A 14,331-nucleotide genomic window follows, 5' to 3' on the forward strand; every position below is an offset into this window, starting at 1 on the left:
GAATACAGGGAGCAGTTTCAGCTGCCTGCTGGCGGAGGCCCTGACGACGCCCTGACGATCAACTCGACATCGAGCGTCTCGCGCCGCACCGCGCCATCGAAATCGAGGATCATGCGCGCCGCCCGACGGCCGATCTCGATGATGGGCTGGGCGACTGTGGTCAGCGGAGGATCGCACAGCGCGCCATCCGGCACGCCGTCGAAGCCGACGATGGAGACATCGCCGGGAACCTTCATGCCGCGCTCGGTCAGCCATTCGATCGCGACCATCGCCATCCGGTCCGACATCGCCAGGATCGCGGTTGGCGGCTCACCCATGGCGAAGATCGTTTCGAGGCCGGCCCTGGTGGTGGCCGCGTCGTTCCCGGTCTCGTAGACCGGCACCTTGGCGGTGTCGACGCCGAAGCGGGAAAGCTCGTCGAAATAGCCGGCAAGGCGGTTGCGCGTTGCGGTGTAGATCGCCGTCCCGAACCGATCGGGCGAGACAAGACCGGAGCTGTCGTCAACGAAAGGCAGTGTCAGAACGGCGTAGCGGCGATGCCCAAGTTCGGCGAGATGGCGCGCAGCCATCCTGGCACCGGCCGCATTGTCGATGCGGATCGTCGAGATGGTGTCATCCTCGACGCCGAGCTCGAGCGCGACGAATGGCAGCTTGCGCTCGCGCGTCAGCTCGACCAGGCGCGGGCCGCCTTCGATGCAGAAGAGGATGAAGCCGTCGACCAGCGCACTCTGGATGTTCCAGGCGAGTTTCTCGTCATTGCCGGCCGAGACGAGCGCGATCCCAGCGCCAGTGGCGTCGCAGGCCTCGGAGATGCCAGCCATCATCACGCGTGCGAACGGATCGTCGAAGAAATAGGAGAGGGGCTCTGTCGTGGCGACCCCGATCGCGTTCACCTTGCCGGCACGCAGCAGGCGGCCCTTGGGGTCTGGGCCGGCATAGCCCATCGCTTCGGCCATCGCCTTGACCCGCTCGCGCACTTCCTCGCGCACGATCTCGGGACGGCTGAAGACATTGGACGCCGTGCCGTGCGATACGCCGGCAGCCTTGGCTATGTCGGCCAGCCGGACCGGTCTTGGGTTGCCTGTGACGAGTGATGCCATTTTTGCTGCCTCCGGACCCTCACTTAGCACCTTCGTTGGATCGATTCAAATTTTTGCTTGACATTGGTGTGCCAAAGCCTATTTTTGAATCGATCCAATCGTATTGATTGGGCAAACCGAGAGGAGGGTGCCATGCATCCCGTCAATTACCTGTTCGAAGACATCTACCGCAACCATTGGGGCCTCGCCTTGATCACCGGGACCGAAAAGCGCCGTGGCACTGCCAGCGCCTGGAAGCGCGACCTGCGAATCCTCGTGGAACGCAAGCGCGGCTAAGCAGGCTGCCGTTTTCGCGGCCGTTGATTGGATCGATTCAAGTCAAGAAAGGAGACCAAGCCATGCACCCGATCAGCCATCTGTTCGAGGACATCTATCGCAATTATTGGGGCATCTCGCCGGCTTCCGACCGGCCTGAGCGGCGGCGACTGACAGGACCGGCCGCGCGTGACCGCGAATTGCTGGCCAGGCGCGAACGCCGGCAGGATTGAGCTTTCGCGCCCCAGGCAAATTTCAGGGGCGAGGGCGCAGCAGCGCCGAGCCGGCGATCGCCAGCCAGCCGGCGATGAGCAAGGTGCCGCCGATCGGCGCCGACATCGGAAACAGCCGCGAACCCATGAAATCGCGGGCGAGAAGATCACCGCAGAAAAGCACCAGCCCGACAAGCAGGATAAGGCTTGCGATCCGCAGCACCCGCCCTGCGCCGACAAAGCCGACGGCGAGAAAGATCGGCGCATGCATCAAAAGGAAGGACGCGGCGGTGCTCACGAAGGCGCCGCCCAAATGCGCGGCAGCTGCTGACAACGCCACCCCCGCCGCGCCGCAAAGGCCACCGGCCAGCACAAGGAGGCGGCTGTAGCCTGCAGGTTGTTCAGTTGTGTCCATGGTGCCTCCGTGAATTGTCAAACGACGAATGCGGTGTTGCGTAGCGTGGATGGTGATAGTGTCGCCGAACTCAGTCGGTGAAGTAGCGATAACCGAGCCACGCTGCCAATGCGGCGAATGCTCCCCAGGTGCAGGCAATCACGACGCCGGCGGTTCGATTCGCCGGGCGCTGTGCTGCAAGCGCCGCGGCGGCTCGATGTTCTGCCATGACTTCCGGCGGGATCATTTTCAGCACGGCCAGAATGCCGAGCGGCACAATGATCGCGTCATCGAGATATCCCAGCACCGGTATGAAGTCGGGGATCAGGTCTATTGGTGACAGCGCATATCCGGCGACACACAGCGCCAGCGCCTTCGCATACCACGGGGTGCGGGGATCGCCGGCTGCGAAGTAGATCGCGTGCACGTCTCGCTTGATCGTGTGTGCCCAGTCTTTCAGCCTTCCGTTCATGGGGCGGGTTTATCCGCAATAGGTGACGGCTGCCAGTCAAACCGGGACACCGAAACAGCGTCAGGATTTGCCGGCTTGCGCCGGCATGTTGCGCGTGCGGCGCGACTGGACAATCCAGTTGTAGGCCGCACCGCCTGCCATCAGCACCGACGTGCCGAGAAACACCGAGCGCATGCCGAAATGGCCGCCGGCGAAGCCGCCGAGCAGCGGTCCGGCGACCTGGCCGACATATTGCGCCGAGATCGACAAACCCAGCACGTTGCCGCCGACCCCATCGGGAACATTGTGGCGGATGACGCTGGTGATGCAGGGCAGCAGGCCGCCCAGCGCCAGCCCCATCAGGAAGCGCAGGCCGATGAGTTGCCAGCCCTCGGTGACGAAGGCCTGCGGAATAAGCAGCAGGGCCGAGACAGAAAGTGCTGCAACGACGACATTCCAATGGCCGATGCGGTCGGCAAGCTTGCCCATCCACGAGGCCGACAGGATGGCGCCGAGTGCCGCTGCAGACATGACGACGCCGGCGACCATCGTCACCCGGCTCTGATCCTCGATCAGCTGCTGCACATAGACGGTGATGATCGGCTCGATCGACATGGTTGCGAAGGCGAGCAGCATGCCGGTCGCCAGCATGGCGACGACGGGACGCTTGTCGGGGATCTGCGACCAGCCGCTCTGCGGTTTCGCTGCCGTCTTGGCGGCCGGCGGGCGCGGGTTCTCCTTGATGAGAAAGGTCGTCGCCAGGAAGGCGAGGAAAATGACGCCACCCGACAACAGGAAGGTGGCGCGGATGCCGATCAGCGGCGGCAGCGCGCCACCGAGCAGCGGGCCGACCAGGCTGCCTGCGGTGATACCGGACGACATCACGCCGAGCGCCCAGCCGGAACGGTCCTTCGGCGTCTGCATGGCGACCAGGATGGTCGAGCCCGAGGAATAGCCGCCAGCAAACCCGATCAGCAGGCGCAGCAGCACCAGTTGCCACACGCTCTCGACAATGCCGGTCAGCGACATGCAGATGGCCATGCCGAAGCTGGCGCGCACCAGCATCAGTTTGCGGCCGTAGCGGTCGCCGAGCCGTCCCCACAGCGGCGCAACGAGCGCGGCGGCAAGAAAGGTCGCGCCATAGGCGATCCCCGACCATTGCACGATCGCTGCGTGGCCCTCTGCACCCAGTTGCTCGACATAGAGCGGCAGGAAAGGCAGCAGCAACGTCATGGCGATGAGCGTGCTGAATGAGCCTGCAAAGCACACGGCGAGATTGCGCCGCCAGTGGACGTTGTAAGCGCTTTGTTCGGTGCCGTCCTGCGCCATGTGCTGTCCTGCCCGATATCGACCTTGTTGCGGATACCACTTTGGGATACCAAGTTGGTATTCGTCATGAACCCCAGCCCCGTCGCTGTCAATGCGGCCGATACGAACGGAACCACCATGTCGCAGATGCAGAGCGTCGAGAAACAGCTGCGCGAGATGATCCTCGGCCTCGAGATCGGTCCCGGCGAGCGCCTGACCGAGCGCTGGATCGAACGCCGCTTCGGCGCTTCGCGCACGCCGGTCAGGGCCGCATTGCTGCGGCTTGAGACCGAGGGCCTGATCTGCCGCGACGGGCGCGGCTGGACGGTCTCGCCGATCAATCTGGCCGAACTGGAGCAGATCGCGGTCTACCGCGAGGCGGTCGAAGTCGCCGCAGTGCGGCTGACCTGCACGCTAAGCGACAAAAGCGTCATCGATGACATCGAGGCGATGCTCGATTCCTGCGATGCCGATACCCCGCGCGAGGAATGGCACCGCGTCGGCATGGATTTCCATATCGAACTGGCGCGCCTGTCCGGCAACGACTTTCTGTTCCGGGCGGTACGCGATGCCATGACGCGGCTGTCGCGTGCCCGGTGGCTGGAAGTTCGCGACGAGGCCGCCCTCGGCCGTGCCTGGACGGAGCACCATGCCATCCTGGCGGCGGTGCGCGCCGGAAACGCGGACGCGGCGGCGCGGCTGCTCTCGGCTCATATCATCGGCAGCCGCGACCGGCTGGTGACATCGCTTCACAACGACCGGCGTGGCCTGCGCGCCAGGGGCTTCGCCGTCGTCGCCGCGTGAAAAGCCGGCGCCCGACGATGAAACGCACTTTCGGTCTCGCTTCGCCGCCGCCGATGGCGTAAGAGCGGCGATGGAAAACAACCGATTTGAAACACCCGTGACCGTCAAGTCGGCCACGGCCGGACCCAATCAGCTCTTGCGTTCGGCGCGTGAGGCTTCCGATTACCTGCTCAACAGCTGGCCGGGCAAGCGCAGTCCCAAGCATCGCGAAGCGCTGCAGGCCTGTCATGATGCGCTGGCCGGCGACAAGCCGGCCATGAATGCAAGGCGCGCCTTCATTGCCGCTGCGCGCGAAGTGAACGTCTTCGTCAGCGACAAGGCGCCGGCCTGAACCCAGCTGAATCTTGAGCGGCATCCCGCTCGGGGTGCTTTGCTACTCTGCGGTTTCCGCCTCGGCTTCAACGCTGGTCCGGTCCTCAGGCTTATCGCGTTCCTTGGCCGCGACCTTGGCCGCCAGCTTTTCGGCCTTCTTGGCGGCCTTCTGGCGGTCACGCTCCTTGCGTTCCTGTCCGTAATTCGGTGCTCGCGCCATATCGGTTCCCTTTCGTATGCCCGGAGGCTCCTGACCCTGCCTAGGAGCATTGGTCGGCAAACACAACAGCTGAAGCGATGGTGCCGCCAGTTTGCTCCTGCACGGTTCCGGGCTTGCAAGATGCGTGGCACAATGGTGTAGGAGAGAAGCGGGGGCCGAGATTTGTGGGAGCCACCCTTTTTTGTTTTTGATCAAGTGACCGATGGCCACAGCTCTGCGCAACGCGGTAAAGGTGTTCTATTACGCACGCAATGCCGCGCGCGATATCGTGCCGCAGGCACTGTTCCGTCGCAGGCTCACCGGCTGGCTTGACCAGGTCAGGCTCTCGGACGCCACGGTCCGCGAGCGGCTGAATTACTACAACAAGCTGCAGCACGCCTTCGTGCCGAGCCCGGCTGCGGTGCCTGTCAGCCGACTGCCGTTTTCGCCGAGCATGTACTACTACGACCTGAAGGAGTTTGCGCGCTACTTCGATCCCGGACTGCTCATCGATGTGGAATTCGGCGACGTCATCAACGTGCCCAGGATGCCGGCGGTCGTTAAGGATCGACCGATCAACGACGACAACAGCAATGCCGTCCTGATGAAGCTCGACAAGTTCCGTCACTTCCACATGCCGGCCGACAGGATGCATTTCGCGGACAAGCGTCCGGCTGTGGTCTGGCGCGGCGAGCTCAACAATCCGATACGGACCGTGTTTCTCGAGGCCACGCGCAACCTGTCTTTCTGCGACGTCGGCACACCCAAACGGACAGCGGCGGAACAATATCGCAAGCCCTACCTCACCATCGAGCAGCAGCGGCACTACCGCTACATCGTTTCGCTCGAAGGCAACGACGTGGCGACCAACCTCAAATGGATCATGAGTTCGAACTCGCTATGCCTGATGCCGCCGCCGACATATGAGACCTGGTTCGCTGAACGGCAGATCGAGGCCAACGTCCACTATGTGCCGCTCGAGCCGGACTTTGCCGACCTTGCCGACAAGGTGCGCCATTTCGAGCGGCACCCGGCTGAGGCAGAACGCATCATTGGCGCAGCCAACGCCTATTGCCGCAAGTTCTGCAACGAGCGGGACGAGCAGGCGATTTCCCTGCTCGTGCTCTACAAATATTTCGTGCTCAGCGGCCAGGTCGAGCCGGATCCCGACGTCTGGCGTTTTATCTCGAGCTAGACGAGGCTCACCACGCGGCCTTTGTCAGAGGCCGCTGCGGTCGAGAACCAGATCGGCCGCGCCGAAGCGCTCCTTGGCCGTGAATTGCTGGTGCCAATAGGGATAGAGCACGGGTGGCCTGCTGACGGCGTCGAGGCGTTGGCGCTCGTCGAAGGACAGCGTCAGGCTGGCGGCGGCGATGTTGTCCTTGAGCTGGGTTTCGTTGCGGGCGCCGATGACCAGCGAGGCGACGGCCGGCCGGCCGAGCAGCCAGGCGAGCGCGACCTGCGCCGCCGACACGCCACGCGCCTTGCCGATTTCATTGAGCACGTCGACGATCCGCCACAGCCGGTCCTCGTCGCGGATCGGCGGTTCCGACCAGCCGCCGACCTGGCGGGCGGTGGGGCTGTCGCGATGGTACTTGCCGGACAGCAATCCGCCGGCCAGCGGACTCCACACCAGAACGCCGAGGCCCTGGTCGACAGAGATCGGCAGCAGTTCGTACTCAGCCTCGCGCGCTTCCAGCGTGTAGTGGATCTGCTGGGTGACGAATCGCGGCTGGTGGCTTCTGTCGCTGATGCCGAGCCCCTTCATCACCTGCCAGCCGGAATAATTGGAACAGCCGACATAGCGGACCTTGCCTTGGCCGACCAAGGTGTCGAGGGCGGCCATGGTCTCCTCCAGCGGCGTCACACCGTCCCACTCATGCAGGAAGTAGATGTCGATGACATCGGTCTTGAGCCGCTTCAGGCTCCTCTCGCATTCGCGGATCAGGTGATGGCGCGACAGGCCTTCGTCGTTGGGGCCGTTGCCGATGCGCATGCGTGCCTTGGAGGCGATCAGCACATCGGCCTTGCGCTTGCCGCCGAGCGCCTCGCCGATGATCTCTTCCGAAATTCCGTTCGAATAGACATTGGCGGTGTCGATGAGGTTGATGCCGGCATCGATGCACATGTCGATCATTCGCTTTGCTTCCGCGAGATCGGTCTTGCCGACCGCCGCGAATGCGCCGGCACCGCCGAAGGTCATGGTGCCCATGGTCAGCGTCGAAACTTTCAAGCCGGAACGGCCGAGGGTGCGGTATTCCATGTCAGGTCCTCGCGATTTGATTGAGAAGCGGGCTCGGGTGAGCTCGTCGCATTTGTAGGACAATTCCCGCCGCTTGTCGCCCCTCCGCTAGACCTGGCCGATTACAATCTCACCGATTGGCTTGACGGACGGCGCACCGGGTCACTGCAATAAAACCGTCATTGCCGGCCTATATTGAAGTCGGCTCAAGGTGTTTCCATTCCAGCCGCGGGCAGGGGCTCGAGGCACCGGAAATGACCCGACAGGGCTTGCAAGCGGAGCAGCGCAAATGACCGAGCTAAAACAGAATTCTCCCGCCAAGGACTGGCTTGAAGCAGAGCTCGCCGACACGCTCGACGAAGACTATGAGCTCGAAATGTCGGAGCCCGCGCTGTCGATGGAGATCGCCAAGATCTACAAGAACGCGCATCCGCCATCGATCGATCGCATGCAGTATTTTCGCGACCTGATCAGCCTGCAGTCCGAACTGATCAAGCTGCAGTCCTGGGTCGCCTATCACAAGAAGAAGGTCGTGGTGGTCTTCGAGGGCCGCGATTCCGCCGGCAAGGGCGGCGTCATCAAGCGCATCACCCAGCGGCTCAACCCGCGCATCTGCCGCGTCGTCGCACTGCCGGCGCCGACCGAGCGCGAGAAATCGCAATGGTATTTCCAGCGCTATGTTCCGCATCTGCCGGCCGGCGGCGAGATCGTGCTGTTCGACCGCTCCTGGTACAACCGCTCCGGCGTCGAGCGGGTGATGGGTTTCGCCGGGCCGGACCAGGTGGAGGAGTTCTTCCGCGACGTGCCGGAGTTCGAGCGCATGCTGGTGCGTTCCGGTATCACGCTGGTGAAGTACTGGTTCTCCATCACCGACGAGGAACAGCAGATGCGCTTTCTGATGCGCATCCACGATCCGATGAAGCAGTGGAAGCTGTCGCCCATGGATCTGCAGTCGCGCGTGCGCTGGGAACAGTACACAAAAGCCAAGGAAGAGACCTTCGCCCGCACCAACATCCCGGAAGCGCCCTGGTTCATCGTCGAGGGCAACGACAAGAAGCGGGCGCGGCTGAACTGCATCGACCATCTCTTGCAGCAGGTGCCTTACGAGGAGGTGTCGCACGAGGAGATCACGCTGCCGGAACGCGTCTTCAATCCCGAATATGAGCGCCAGACGCTGCCGCGCGAGCTTTATGTGCCGGAGAAGTATTGAAGCGCGCTTCCCTTCTCCCGTCACTATGCGGGAGAAGGTGCCGGCAGGCAGATGAGGGCGGCGCCAACTTCGACAACGGCCGCGTCGCCCCCGAAAGAGTCAGCCCCGCCCGATCATGACATGCGTGGCGTCCGCCGTCGTGACTTGCTCTGTGCACCGATACCCAAGCTTCAGCATATCGAGGCCGGCGAAAAGATGCTCGCCCGAGCCGAGCAGCATCGGCGAGATCGCCAGGTGCATCTCGTCGATGAGCTTCTCCTGGAGATACTGTCGGATGGTCGAAGCGCCGCCGCCGACCCGCACGTCCTTGCCGGCCGCCGCGGCCTTCGCCTGTTCGAGCGCCGCATGGATGCCGTCGGTGACGAAATGGAACGTCGTGCCACCCTCCATGATGATTGGTTCGCGTTTGTAATGGGTCAGCACGAAGACCGGCACATGGTACGGTGGGTTATCGCCCCACCAGCCTTTCCAGTTTTCGTCCGGCCAGTCGCCGCGGATCGGCCCGAACATATTGCGGCCGAGGATCCAGGCGCCGACATTCTCGAAGCTGCGCACGGTGAACCTGTCATCCACATCAGTGGTCCCGCCGTCCTTGCCGACCATCTGATGAAAGCTGCGGGTGCCAACCATCCATTTGTGCAGGGCCTCACCGCCGACGCCGAGCGGGTTTTCGAGGGTCTGATCGGGACCGGCGCCATAGCCGTCGAGCGACAGGGTGAAAGCGTTGACACGCAGCTTGGACATGAAAGCCTCCTCCATAACCAGTTGTGATTTGCAAGCGGTTAGTTTCTAGTCATACTGATTGCAAAAAGCAAGTGGTTTTTTCTGGGATGCGATCAGCCGCTGCAGGAAGCGGTCGCTCGTGCAGTGACGATCGGGTGTTGGATCGAGACGTCGCAGTCGGCCAGCCGGTTGGCGCGACCGGAAGGGACTACCCCTTCAGCATCGCCGCCACTTGCGGCGCGAAATAGGTGAGGATGCCGTCGCAGCCGGCGCGCTTGAAGGCAAGCAGGCTCTCGAGCATCGCCTTTTCGCCGTCGATCCAACCATTGGCGGCCGCGGCCTTGATCATCGAATATTCGCCAGACACCTGGTAGGCGAAGGTCGGCATCCGAAGCTCGTCCTTCAGCCGGCGGATGATGTCGAGATAGGGCAGGCCGGGCTTGACCATCAGCATGTCGGCGCCTTCGGCGAGGTCCTGTTCCGCCTCGCGTACCGCTTCGTCGGAATTGGCATGGTCGATGTAGTAGGTCTTCTTGTCGCCCTTGAGCAGGCCGGCGGTGCCGACCGCTTCGCGGTAGGGGCCGTAGAAGGCGGAGGCGAATTTCGTGGCATAGGACATGATCGCCACGTCCTGGAAACCGTTGGCGTCGAGCGCGTCGCGGATGGCGCCGATGCGGCCGTCCATCATGTCCGAAGGCGCGATGATGTCGGCGCCAGCGGCAGCCTGTATGACGGCCGCAGCAGTGACCTGTTCCACCGTCTCGTCATTGACGATGATGCCGTCGCGCAGGATGCCGTCATGGCCGTGGCTGGTGAATGGATCGAGCGCGGCGTCGGTGATGATACCGATCTCCGGCACCGCATGCTTGATGGCGCGGGTGGCGCGGTTGATGATGTTTTCGGGATCGAGGATGTGCGAGCCGGTCTGGTCGCGCAGGGGAAGTTCGACATTGGGGAAGGTGGCGATCGCCGGGATGCCGAGCTTGGCCGCGCGCTCCGCTTCCTTGACCGCGAGGTCGAGCGACAGGCGGAAGACGCCGGGCATGGCCGCGATCGGCTCGCGCACATTCCTGCCGTCGACAACGAAGATCGGCCAGATCAGATCGTCGACCGAAAGCCGGTTTTCCTGCACCAGGCGACGCGACCAGTCGGCCTTGCGCATGCGTCGCAAGCGACGGCTGCCGGTGATCTCGTCGACGCTGCGCGCGCCGGCAGGCTTTGCGGGGGTGAATTTGTTCATCGCCAAAACTCTCGTTTGGCGGGCTTTTTACCACGCACCTCCGCCGCTGACCAATGCGACACGATTGTGCCAGGCTTCAATCGGGTTGCCCGTTCCCCGACAGCACCTGCGCGGCTCCGCGCATGGCAACGCGGAATGCCTCGTCAAAACTGACGCCGCGCACCTGCCAGGCATAGGTCTTGCCTTCAATGGCCAGCCGCCAATCGGCGATCCAGCCCAGTTCCTTGTCGCTCCACACGATGCTGCCGGCCAACGCCCGGTCGGCTCCGGCCTTTTTCGCAAGTTGGTCGAGCATGGTGATGTCGGTGGCACGCAGCGCCTTTTCGTCTGTGCTGGAAAGCAGCACTGCCGGCGGAAAGACGATGTGCATCAGAAGCGGTCCGGTGGCATTGACGAAGGATTCCCGCATCGCCTGCGCACGCGGATCGTCGGCCGTCAGCACGAAACGCTTGGCACCTTGTTCGGCAGCGAGGAATACGGCGAGCAGCGGCCGCGCGCCAAGCCAAGGCTTGCTACCCAGCTGAGTGAGTAGCTTGTCGATCACCTCCGGTTTGTAGAGGCAGGTGAGGTCGTGCGGCCGGTCATGCGTGCCTTGCTCGTCATGCACCGGAATACCTTCCAACCGGTCGCGATAGTGGAAAGAGTCGACGAAATCGCCGGCCTTGTCGCGCAGAGCTAGCATTTCCGGCTTCTGGGGCAGGCGCTGATCGCCGGAAACCCTGACCAGCACCCGGTCCAGGCAGTCCCTGAAGCCGATCTGGCGGTTCACTTCGCCCTGGCCGGTGACGATGGTCTGCGCCTGGTAGAGCTCTGCCGTGCCTGCCGCGTCTGCGGGCCGAACGATCGACAGCGCGGCGGTCAGGCCGATCATCGCAAGCACAAAGCGCGAAAACCCAGGCATGGCTTGCCGTCCGGTTCGAGGCGGCCACTTATTAGCACTGGGCAACGCCGGCCGCCAAGACGCCGCGCTTGTGCCGACAACATTGACGCATTCAGGCGCCGCACTCACATGCGAAGCCAGCTATCGCGGCATCCGACAATTGACGTTCGTCCAGTCGCCGCTTAGCACTTCAGACCCGCACAAGCGGGGGAGGGATTCTCTGGCGATGGATTTTGATGGAGGCGACGAGATTCGCTTCGAACGGTTGGGCAGGGCCGGCGTCGTCACGCTGACGCGGCCGCAGGCGCTCAATGCCGTCACCCATCGCATGGTCAAGGCGCTCGACAGGGCGTTGCGCGCCTGGGAGCGCGATGACGGTGTCGATGTCGTCGTCGTCAAGGCCGAGGGCAGGGCGTTTTCCGCCGGCGGCGACATCCTGCACATCTACGAGGCAGGCCGGGCCGGACAGCCCCCGGTCGAGTTTTTCGCCGACGAATATCGGCTGAATGCCCGCATCAACCGGTTCAAAAAGCCCTATGTCGCGCTGATCGACGGCATCGTCATGGGCGGCGGCGTCGGCATCTCGTTCCACGGTTCGCAACGCGTGATGACCGAGAATGCCCAGTTCGCCATGCCGGAAGTCGGCATCGGCTTTTTCCCCGATGTCGGCGCCAGCCACCTTTTGCCCGACCTCGGCGGCAGCTTCGGCATGTATCTGGCGCTGACCGGAAACCGCATCCGCCATGGCGATGCGCTGTGGTCGGGCCTGGCCACCCACACCATCAAGGCCGAGGACCAGCCGGGTTTTCTCGATCGGCTCTGCGCGACCGGCGATCCGGAAACGGTGTTGCGCGGCTTTTTCGTCCCGGCAAAGCGCGAGACCGACCGGCCGGTGCTGGAGGCGATCGCCCGCCATTTCGCGCAGCCGTCTCTGTCGGATATCATCGCCAGCCTGGAGCGGGCGGCGCCCGCCGACGAGTTCGCCGCAAAGACGCTGGCGACGATCAGGATGCGCTCGCCGACCAGCCTGCACGTCGCCTGGCGACAGATCGGCGCCGGGCTGACGCTGTCGATGGACGAGTGCATGAAGATGGAATTCCGCATCCTCAACCGGATGCTGGCGGGCCACGATTTTTACGAGGGCATCCGCGCCGCCATCATCGACAAGGGCTCGAAACCGCAATGGCGCCCGGATCGCCTCGATGCGGTACGGACAGCGGACGTCGACGCCTATTTCGCGCCGCTCGGCGAGCGGGAACTCGACCTGTGAGCGAGGTCACCTCCAGGCGCGTCGTGCTGCAGCCCTCGGCCGCCGAAATCATCTTCGCCTGGTTCCAGCGCGTCGTCGCCGGCTACTGCCTGCTGTTCGGCATCCTCTACTGGATCCGGCTGATCGGCTTCTATCCGGGCCCGCTGTGGCGCTTCGACCTGATGCCGGTGCACTGGCAGGTGGCGGCGGTGATGCTCGCCGTCTTCTTTCCCTTCGCCGCCGCCGGCCTCTGGATGCTCGCCTCCTGGGGCCCGGTGATCTGGTTCATCTGCGCGGCGACCGAGATCGTCATGTATGCCGGCTTTCCCAACCTGTTCGGCCACCGGTTGCTGATCATTGCCTCGCATGCCGCTGTGGCGCTGCTCTATATCGTCTTTCGGGTGGTGATCTGGCTGCAGAAGCGCCAGGCGCGACGCTAGCGAATTTCCGCACGAAATCATTGGCTAAATCTTTAGGTTAATTATCCTTGCTCGGGTGACCGATCGTTAAGCCTCTTTCGAAACCTCTTACCGGTAAGCTCTTGTTAGCCTTGGCGTTTAAGTCGAATTTTATGAGTATTCGATAGTGTCGCGATCAAGGTGAAAAACAAAAAATCACCGGGCGACAAACGAGAGGCTAAGACAATGATCAATTCGCGTCCGGCGGCGAAGCCCGCCACCGTATCCGACGACCGCCGCGAGGCGATCCGTTCGCTGTACATGGAATCGCTGCAGCTGGTGGAGCGCCTGCACCGCCGCCTGCTTGACGTGATCAAGGACGAGTTCGACCGCAACGGCCGTTCCGACATCAACGCCATCCAGGCGCTGCTGCTGTTCAACATCGGCAATTCCGAGCTGACCGCCGGCGAACTGCGCTCGCGCGGCTATTATCTCGGCTCGAATGTCTCCTACAATCTGAAGAAGCTGGTCGACCTCGGCTTCATCAACCACCAGCGCTCGCGCATCGACCGCCGTTCGGTCCGCGTCTCGCTGACGCCGAAGGGCAACGAGGTGGCTGACGTCGTCGCCGGCCTCTACGAGCGCCATGTCGGCTCCATCGAGCAGGTCGGCGGCATCAACACCGACGAGTTCAAGCAGATGAACCGCGCGCTGCAGAGGCTGGATCGCTTCTGGAACGACACCATCGCTTATCGGATGTAGGGCATCCGCGTCATAACCGAAGCCGCGCCGCAGAAGCGCGGCCGGGGGCAGCAATGGGACCTGTGCCGGAAGGCGCCGGTCCTTTTGCTTTTCCTGATCCCGACGCCCAGCCTCCCCGTCCGCAATATCCCAGCTTTGCTTTCGTTGCAGCAGTGCCTAATGTCACGGCCTGACGGGGAGCGCATGATGGACCTGGGAAAACGCTCGAAGATTTGCTCGCTTGCCGTGATGCTTTCATTGCTCCCGCAAACGGCGTTCGCCGAGGAGTGGTGGCAGGATTCCTTTGCCACGGAAGGCAGCGCCCCATGTGACAACAATGACTCGATCGTGACGTTTACCGACAAGGCAGTGGAGATGTGGGAGGTCGGCTGCACACTGGAAAAAGTTCAGAAAATCAATCGCCTGGACGCCGTCCTTCTGGACATGACTTGTTCGGACGGTGAGAGCACGGAAAAGAGACGGGAGCTGCTGCTCAAACTGGACAACAAAGTCCTGCGCTATCCTCAAAATGAGGTGTTGCAACGCTGCTCGGAATTGAAGGCGCAGCCAAGTCAGGATCCAAAGGTCGAGACTTCGCCCTGAAGGGGCATGA

At 63.0% G+C, this 14,331-nt stretch carries 19 protein-coding genes; 10 read left to right on the plus strand and 9 right to left on the minus strand.

Annotated features, from left to right (window positions below):
• Positions 1-17: 17 nt before the first annotated feature.
• Positions 18-1,100: a LacI family DNA-binding transcriptional regulator gene (locus tag A6B35_RS17080; protein WP_006201932.1), complete on the minus strand. Its 1,083-nt coding sequence runs from the start codon at positions 1,098-1,100 to the stop codon at positions 18-20.
• A gap of 132 nt (positions 1,101-1,232) precedes the next feature.
• Here A6B35_RS17080 and A6B35_RS36230 point away from each other — a divergent pair, with 132 nt between their 5' ends.
• Together A6B35_RS36230 and A6B35_RS36235 are read left to right on the plus strand one after the other, a co-directional pair.
• Positions 1,233-1,376, plus strand: coding sequence for a hypothetical protein (locus A6B35_RS36230; protein WP_006201931.1), 144 nt, complete (start codon positions 1,233-1,235; stop codon positions 1,374-1,376).
• 62 nt (positions 1,377-1,438) lie between these two features.
• Positions 1,439-1,588, plus strand: coding sequence for a hypothetical protein (locus tag A6B35_RS36235; protein WP_006201930.1), 150 nt, complete (start codon positions 1,439-1,441; stop codon positions 1,586-1,588).
• Positions 1,589-1,610: 22 nt separating this feature from the next.
• Here the strand turns inward: A6B35_RS36235 and A6B35_RS17085 are convergent, their stop codons facing one another.
• From A6B35_RS17085 to A6B35_RS17095, 3 genes are all read right to left on the minus strand, one after another.
• Entirely contained in the window at positions 1,611-1,982 is a 372-nt protein-coding gene (locus tag A6B35_RS17085; protein WP_006201929.1) for a DUF423 domain-containing protein, read from the minus strand.
• Positions 1,983-2,052: 70 nt separating this feature from the next.
• On the minus strand, positions 2,053-2,433 hold the full coding sequence (locus A6B35_RS17090; RefSeq protein WP_006201928.1) for a YkvA family protein: 381 nt from the start codon (positions 2,431-2,433) through the stop codon (positions 2,053-2,055).
• A gap of 60 nt (positions 2,434-2,493) precedes the next feature.
• Complete coding sequence (locus A6B35_RS17095) at positions 2,494-3,741, minus strand: multidrug efflux MFS transporter (protein ID WP_006201927.1); 1,248 nt, start codon at positions 3,739-3,741, stop codon at positions 2,494-2,496.
• A 117-nt stretch (positions 3,742-3,858) separates the two neighbouring features.
• Between A6B35_RS17095 and A6B35_RS17100 the strand changes: the two genes are divergently transcribed.
• Together A6B35_RS17100 and A6B35_RS17105 are read left to right on the plus strand one after the other, a co-directional pair.
• The gene (locus A6B35_RS17100) at positions 3,859-4,524 is read left to right on the plus strand and encodes a GntR family transcriptional regulator (RefSeq protein ID WP_040582694.1); all 666 of its coding nucleotides are present in this window, start codon (positions 3,859-3,861) and stop codon (positions 4,522-4,524) included.
• Positions 4,525-4,594: 70 nt separating this feature from the next.
• The gene (locus tag A6B35_RS17105) at positions 4,595-4,855 is read left to right on the plus strand and encodes a DUF982 domain-containing protein (RefSeq protein WP_006201925.1); all 261 of its coding nucleotides are present in this window, start codon (positions 4,595-4,597) and stop codon (positions 4,853-4,855) included.
• A gap of 42 nt (positions 4,856-4,897) precedes the next feature.
• On the opposite strand, the gene A6B35_RS34555 is transcribed toward A6B35_RS17105, so the two are convergent.
• The gene (locus A6B35_RS34555; RefSeq protein WP_006201924.1) at positions 4,898-5,056 is read right to left on the minus strand and encodes a hypothetical protein; all 159 of its coding nucleotides are present in this window, start codon (positions 5,054-5,056) and stop codon (positions 4,898-4,900) included.
• Between the two features lie 202 nt (positions 5,057-5,258).
• Here A6B35_RS34555 and A6B35_RS17110 point away from each other — a divergent pair, with 202 nt between their 5' ends.
• Positions 5,259-6,230, plus strand: a complete 972-nt coding sequence (locus A6B35_RS17110) for a glycosyl transferase family 90 (RefSeq protein WP_006201923.1) — start codon at positions 5,259-5,261, stop codon at positions 6,228-6,230.
• A 24-nt stretch (positions 6,231-6,254) separates the two neighbouring features.
• Here A6B35_RS17110 and A6B35_RS17115 read toward each other — a convergent pair whose 3' ends face one another.
• Positions 6,255-7,298, minus strand: coding sequence for an aldo/keto reductase (locus A6B35_RS17115; RefSeq protein ID WP_006201922.1), 1,044 nt, complete (start codon positions 7,296-7,298; stop codon positions 6,255-6,257).
• A 268-nt stretch (positions 7,299-7,566) separates the two neighbouring features.
• Here A6B35_RS17115 and ppk2 point away from each other — a divergent pair, with 268 nt between their 5' ends.
• Positions 7,567-8,487 carry a polyphosphate kinase 2 gene (gene ppk2, locus A6B35_RS17120; RefSeq protein WP_006201921.1) on the plus strand — a complete coding sequence of 307 codons (921 nt, stop codon included), beginning with the start codon at positions 7,567-7,569 and terminating at the stop codon, positions 8,485-8,487.
• 99 nt (positions 8,488-8,586) lie between these two features.
• Here the strand turns inward: ppk2 and A6B35_RS17125 are convergent, their stop codons facing one another.
• The 3 genes from A6B35_RS17125 to A6B35_RS17135 form a co-directional block, all read right to left on the minus strand.
• A complete protein-coding gene (locus tag A6B35_RS17125) occupies positions 8,587-9,231 on the minus strand; it encodes a dihydrofolate reductase family protein (RefSeq protein WP_006201920.1) in 645 nt (214 codons plus the stop codon).
• 187 nt (positions 9,232-9,418) lie between these two features.
• Positions 9,419-10,450, minus strand: a complete 1,032-nt coding sequence (hemB, locus tag A6B35_RS17130) for a porphobilinogen synthase (protein WP_006201919.1) — start codon at positions 10,448-10,450, stop codon at positions 9,419-9,421.
• Positions 10,451-10,526: 76 nt separating this feature from the next.
• Positions 10,527-11,351, minus strand: coding sequence for a DUF2066 domain-containing protein (locus A6B35_RS17135; RefSeq protein ID WP_006201918.1), 825 nt, complete (start codon positions 11,349-11,351; stop codon positions 10,527-10,529).
• A 205-nt stretch (positions 11,352-11,556) separates the two neighbouring features.
• Between A6B35_RS17135 and A6B35_RS17140 the strand changes: the two genes are divergently transcribed.
• The 4 genes from A6B35_RS17140 to A6B35_RS17155 all read left to right on the plus strand — a co-directional run bounded on the left by A6B35_RS17140 (position 11,557) and on the right by A6B35_RS17155 (position 14,321).
• On the plus strand, positions 11,557-12,600 hold the full coding sequence (locus A6B35_RS17140) for an enoyl-CoA hydratase/isomerase family protein (RefSeq protein WP_006201917.1): 1,044 nt from the start codon (positions 11,557-11,559) through the stop codon (positions 12,598-12,600).
• Positions 12,597-13,019, plus strand: coding sequence for a DUF6163 family protein (locus tag A6B35_RS17145; RefSeq protein ID WP_006201916.1), 423 nt, complete (start codon positions 12,597-12,599; stop codon positions 13,017-13,019). Before A6B35_RS17140 ends, A6B35_RS17145 begins: the two co-directional genes overlap by 4 nt.
• 204 nt (positions 13,020-13,223) lie before the next feature.
• Positions 13,224-13,739, plus strand: coding sequence for a transcriptional regulator LdtR (gene ldtR / locus A6B35_RS17150; RefSeq protein ID WP_006201915.1), 516 nt, complete (start codon positions 13,224-13,226; stop codon positions 13,737-13,739).
• Between the two features lie 183 nt (positions 13,740-13,922).
• On the plus strand, positions 13,923-14,321 hold the full coding sequence (locus A6B35_RS17155) for a hypothetical protein (RefSeq protein WP_100084773.1): 399 nt from the start codon (positions 13,923-13,925) through the stop codon (positions 14,319-14,321).
• Positions 14,322-14,331: the final 10 nt, after the last annotated feature.

Origin of the sequence: Mesorhizobium amorphae CCNWGS0123, from assembly GCF_001686985.1 — a bacterium.
GTDB classification, from domain to species: domain Bacteria; phylum Pseudomonadota; class Alphaproteobacteria; order Rhizobiales; family Rhizobiaceae; genus Mesorhizobium; species Mesorhizobium amorphae.

Excerpts from the sequence above, each read along its gene's own strand:
- A6B35_RS17085 (WP_006201929.1), bottom strand. The coding sequence starts at position 1,982 with ATGGACACAACTGAACAACCTGCAGGCTACAGCCGCCTCCTTGTGCTG.
- A6B35_RS36235 (WP_006201930.1), top strand. The coding sequence starts at position 1,439 with ATGCACCCGATCAGCCATCTGTTCGAGGACATCTATCGCAATTATTGG.
- A6B35_RS34555 (WP_006201924.1), bottom strand. The coding sequence starts at position 5,056 with ATGGCGCGAGCACCGAATTACGGACAGGAACGCAAGGAGCGTGACCGC.
- A6B35_RS17155 (WP_100084773.1), top strand. The coding sequence starts at position 13,923 with ATGATGGACCTGGGAAAACGCTCGAAGATTTGCTCGCTTGCCGTGATG.
- A6B35_RS17135 (WP_006201918.1), bottom strand. The coding sequence starts at position 11,351 with ATGCCTGGGTTTTCGCGCTTTGTGCTTGCGATGATCGGCCTGACCGCC.
- A6B35_RS17110 (WP_006201923.1), top strand. The coding sequence starts at position 5,259 with ATGGCCACAGCTCTGCGCAACGCGGTAAAGGTGTTCTATTACGCACGC.
- A6B35_RS17100 (WP_040582694.1), top strand. The coding sequence starts at position 3,859 with ATGTCGCAGATGCAGAGCGTCGAGAAACAGCTGCGCGAGATGATCCTC.
- hemB (WP_006201919.1), bottom strand. The coding sequence starts at position 10,450 with ATGAACAAATTCACCCCCGCAAAGCCTGCCGGCGCGCGCAGCGTCGAC.
- A6B35_RS17140 (WP_006201917.1), top strand. The coding sequence starts at position 11,557 with ATGGATTTTGATGGAGGCGACGAGATTCGCTTCGAACGGTTGGGCAGG.
- A6B35_RS17095 (WP_006201927.1), bottom strand. The coding sequence starts at position 3,741 with ATGGCGCAGGACGGCACCGAACAAAGCGCTTACAACGTCCACTGGCGG.
- A6B35_RS17115 (WP_006201922.1), bottom strand. The coding sequence starts at position 7,298 with ATGGAATACCGCACCCTCGGCCGTTCCGGCTTGAAAGTTTCGACGCTG.
- A6B35_RS17105 (WP_006201925.1), top strand. The coding sequence starts at position 4,595 with ATGGAAAACAACCGATTTGAAACACCCGTGACCGTCAAGTCGGCCACG.
- ldtR (WP_006201915.1), top strand. The coding sequence starts at position 13,224 with ATGATCAATTCGCGTCCGGCGGCGAAGCCCGCCACCGTATCCGACGAC.
- A6B35_RS17125 (WP_006201920.1), bottom strand. The coding sequence starts at position 9,231 with ATGTCCAAGCTGCGTGTCAACGCTTTCACCCTGTCGCTCGACGGCTAT.
- A6B35_RS17080 (WP_006201932.1), bottom strand. The coding sequence starts at position 1,100 with ATGGCATCACTCGTCACAGGCAACCCAAGACCGGTCCGGCTGGCCGAC.
- ppk2 (WP_006201921.1), top strand. The coding sequence starts at position 7,567 with ATGACCGAGCTAAAACAGAATTCTCCCGCCAAGGACTGGCTTGAAGCA.
- A6B35_RS36230 (WP_006201931.1), top strand. The coding sequence starts at position 1,233 with ATGCATCCCGTCAATTACCTGTTCGAAGACATCTACCGCAACCATTGG.
- A6B35_RS17090 (WP_006201928.1), bottom strand. The coding sequence starts at position 2,433 with ATGAACGGAAGGCTGAAAGACTGGGCACACACGATCAAGCGAGACGTG.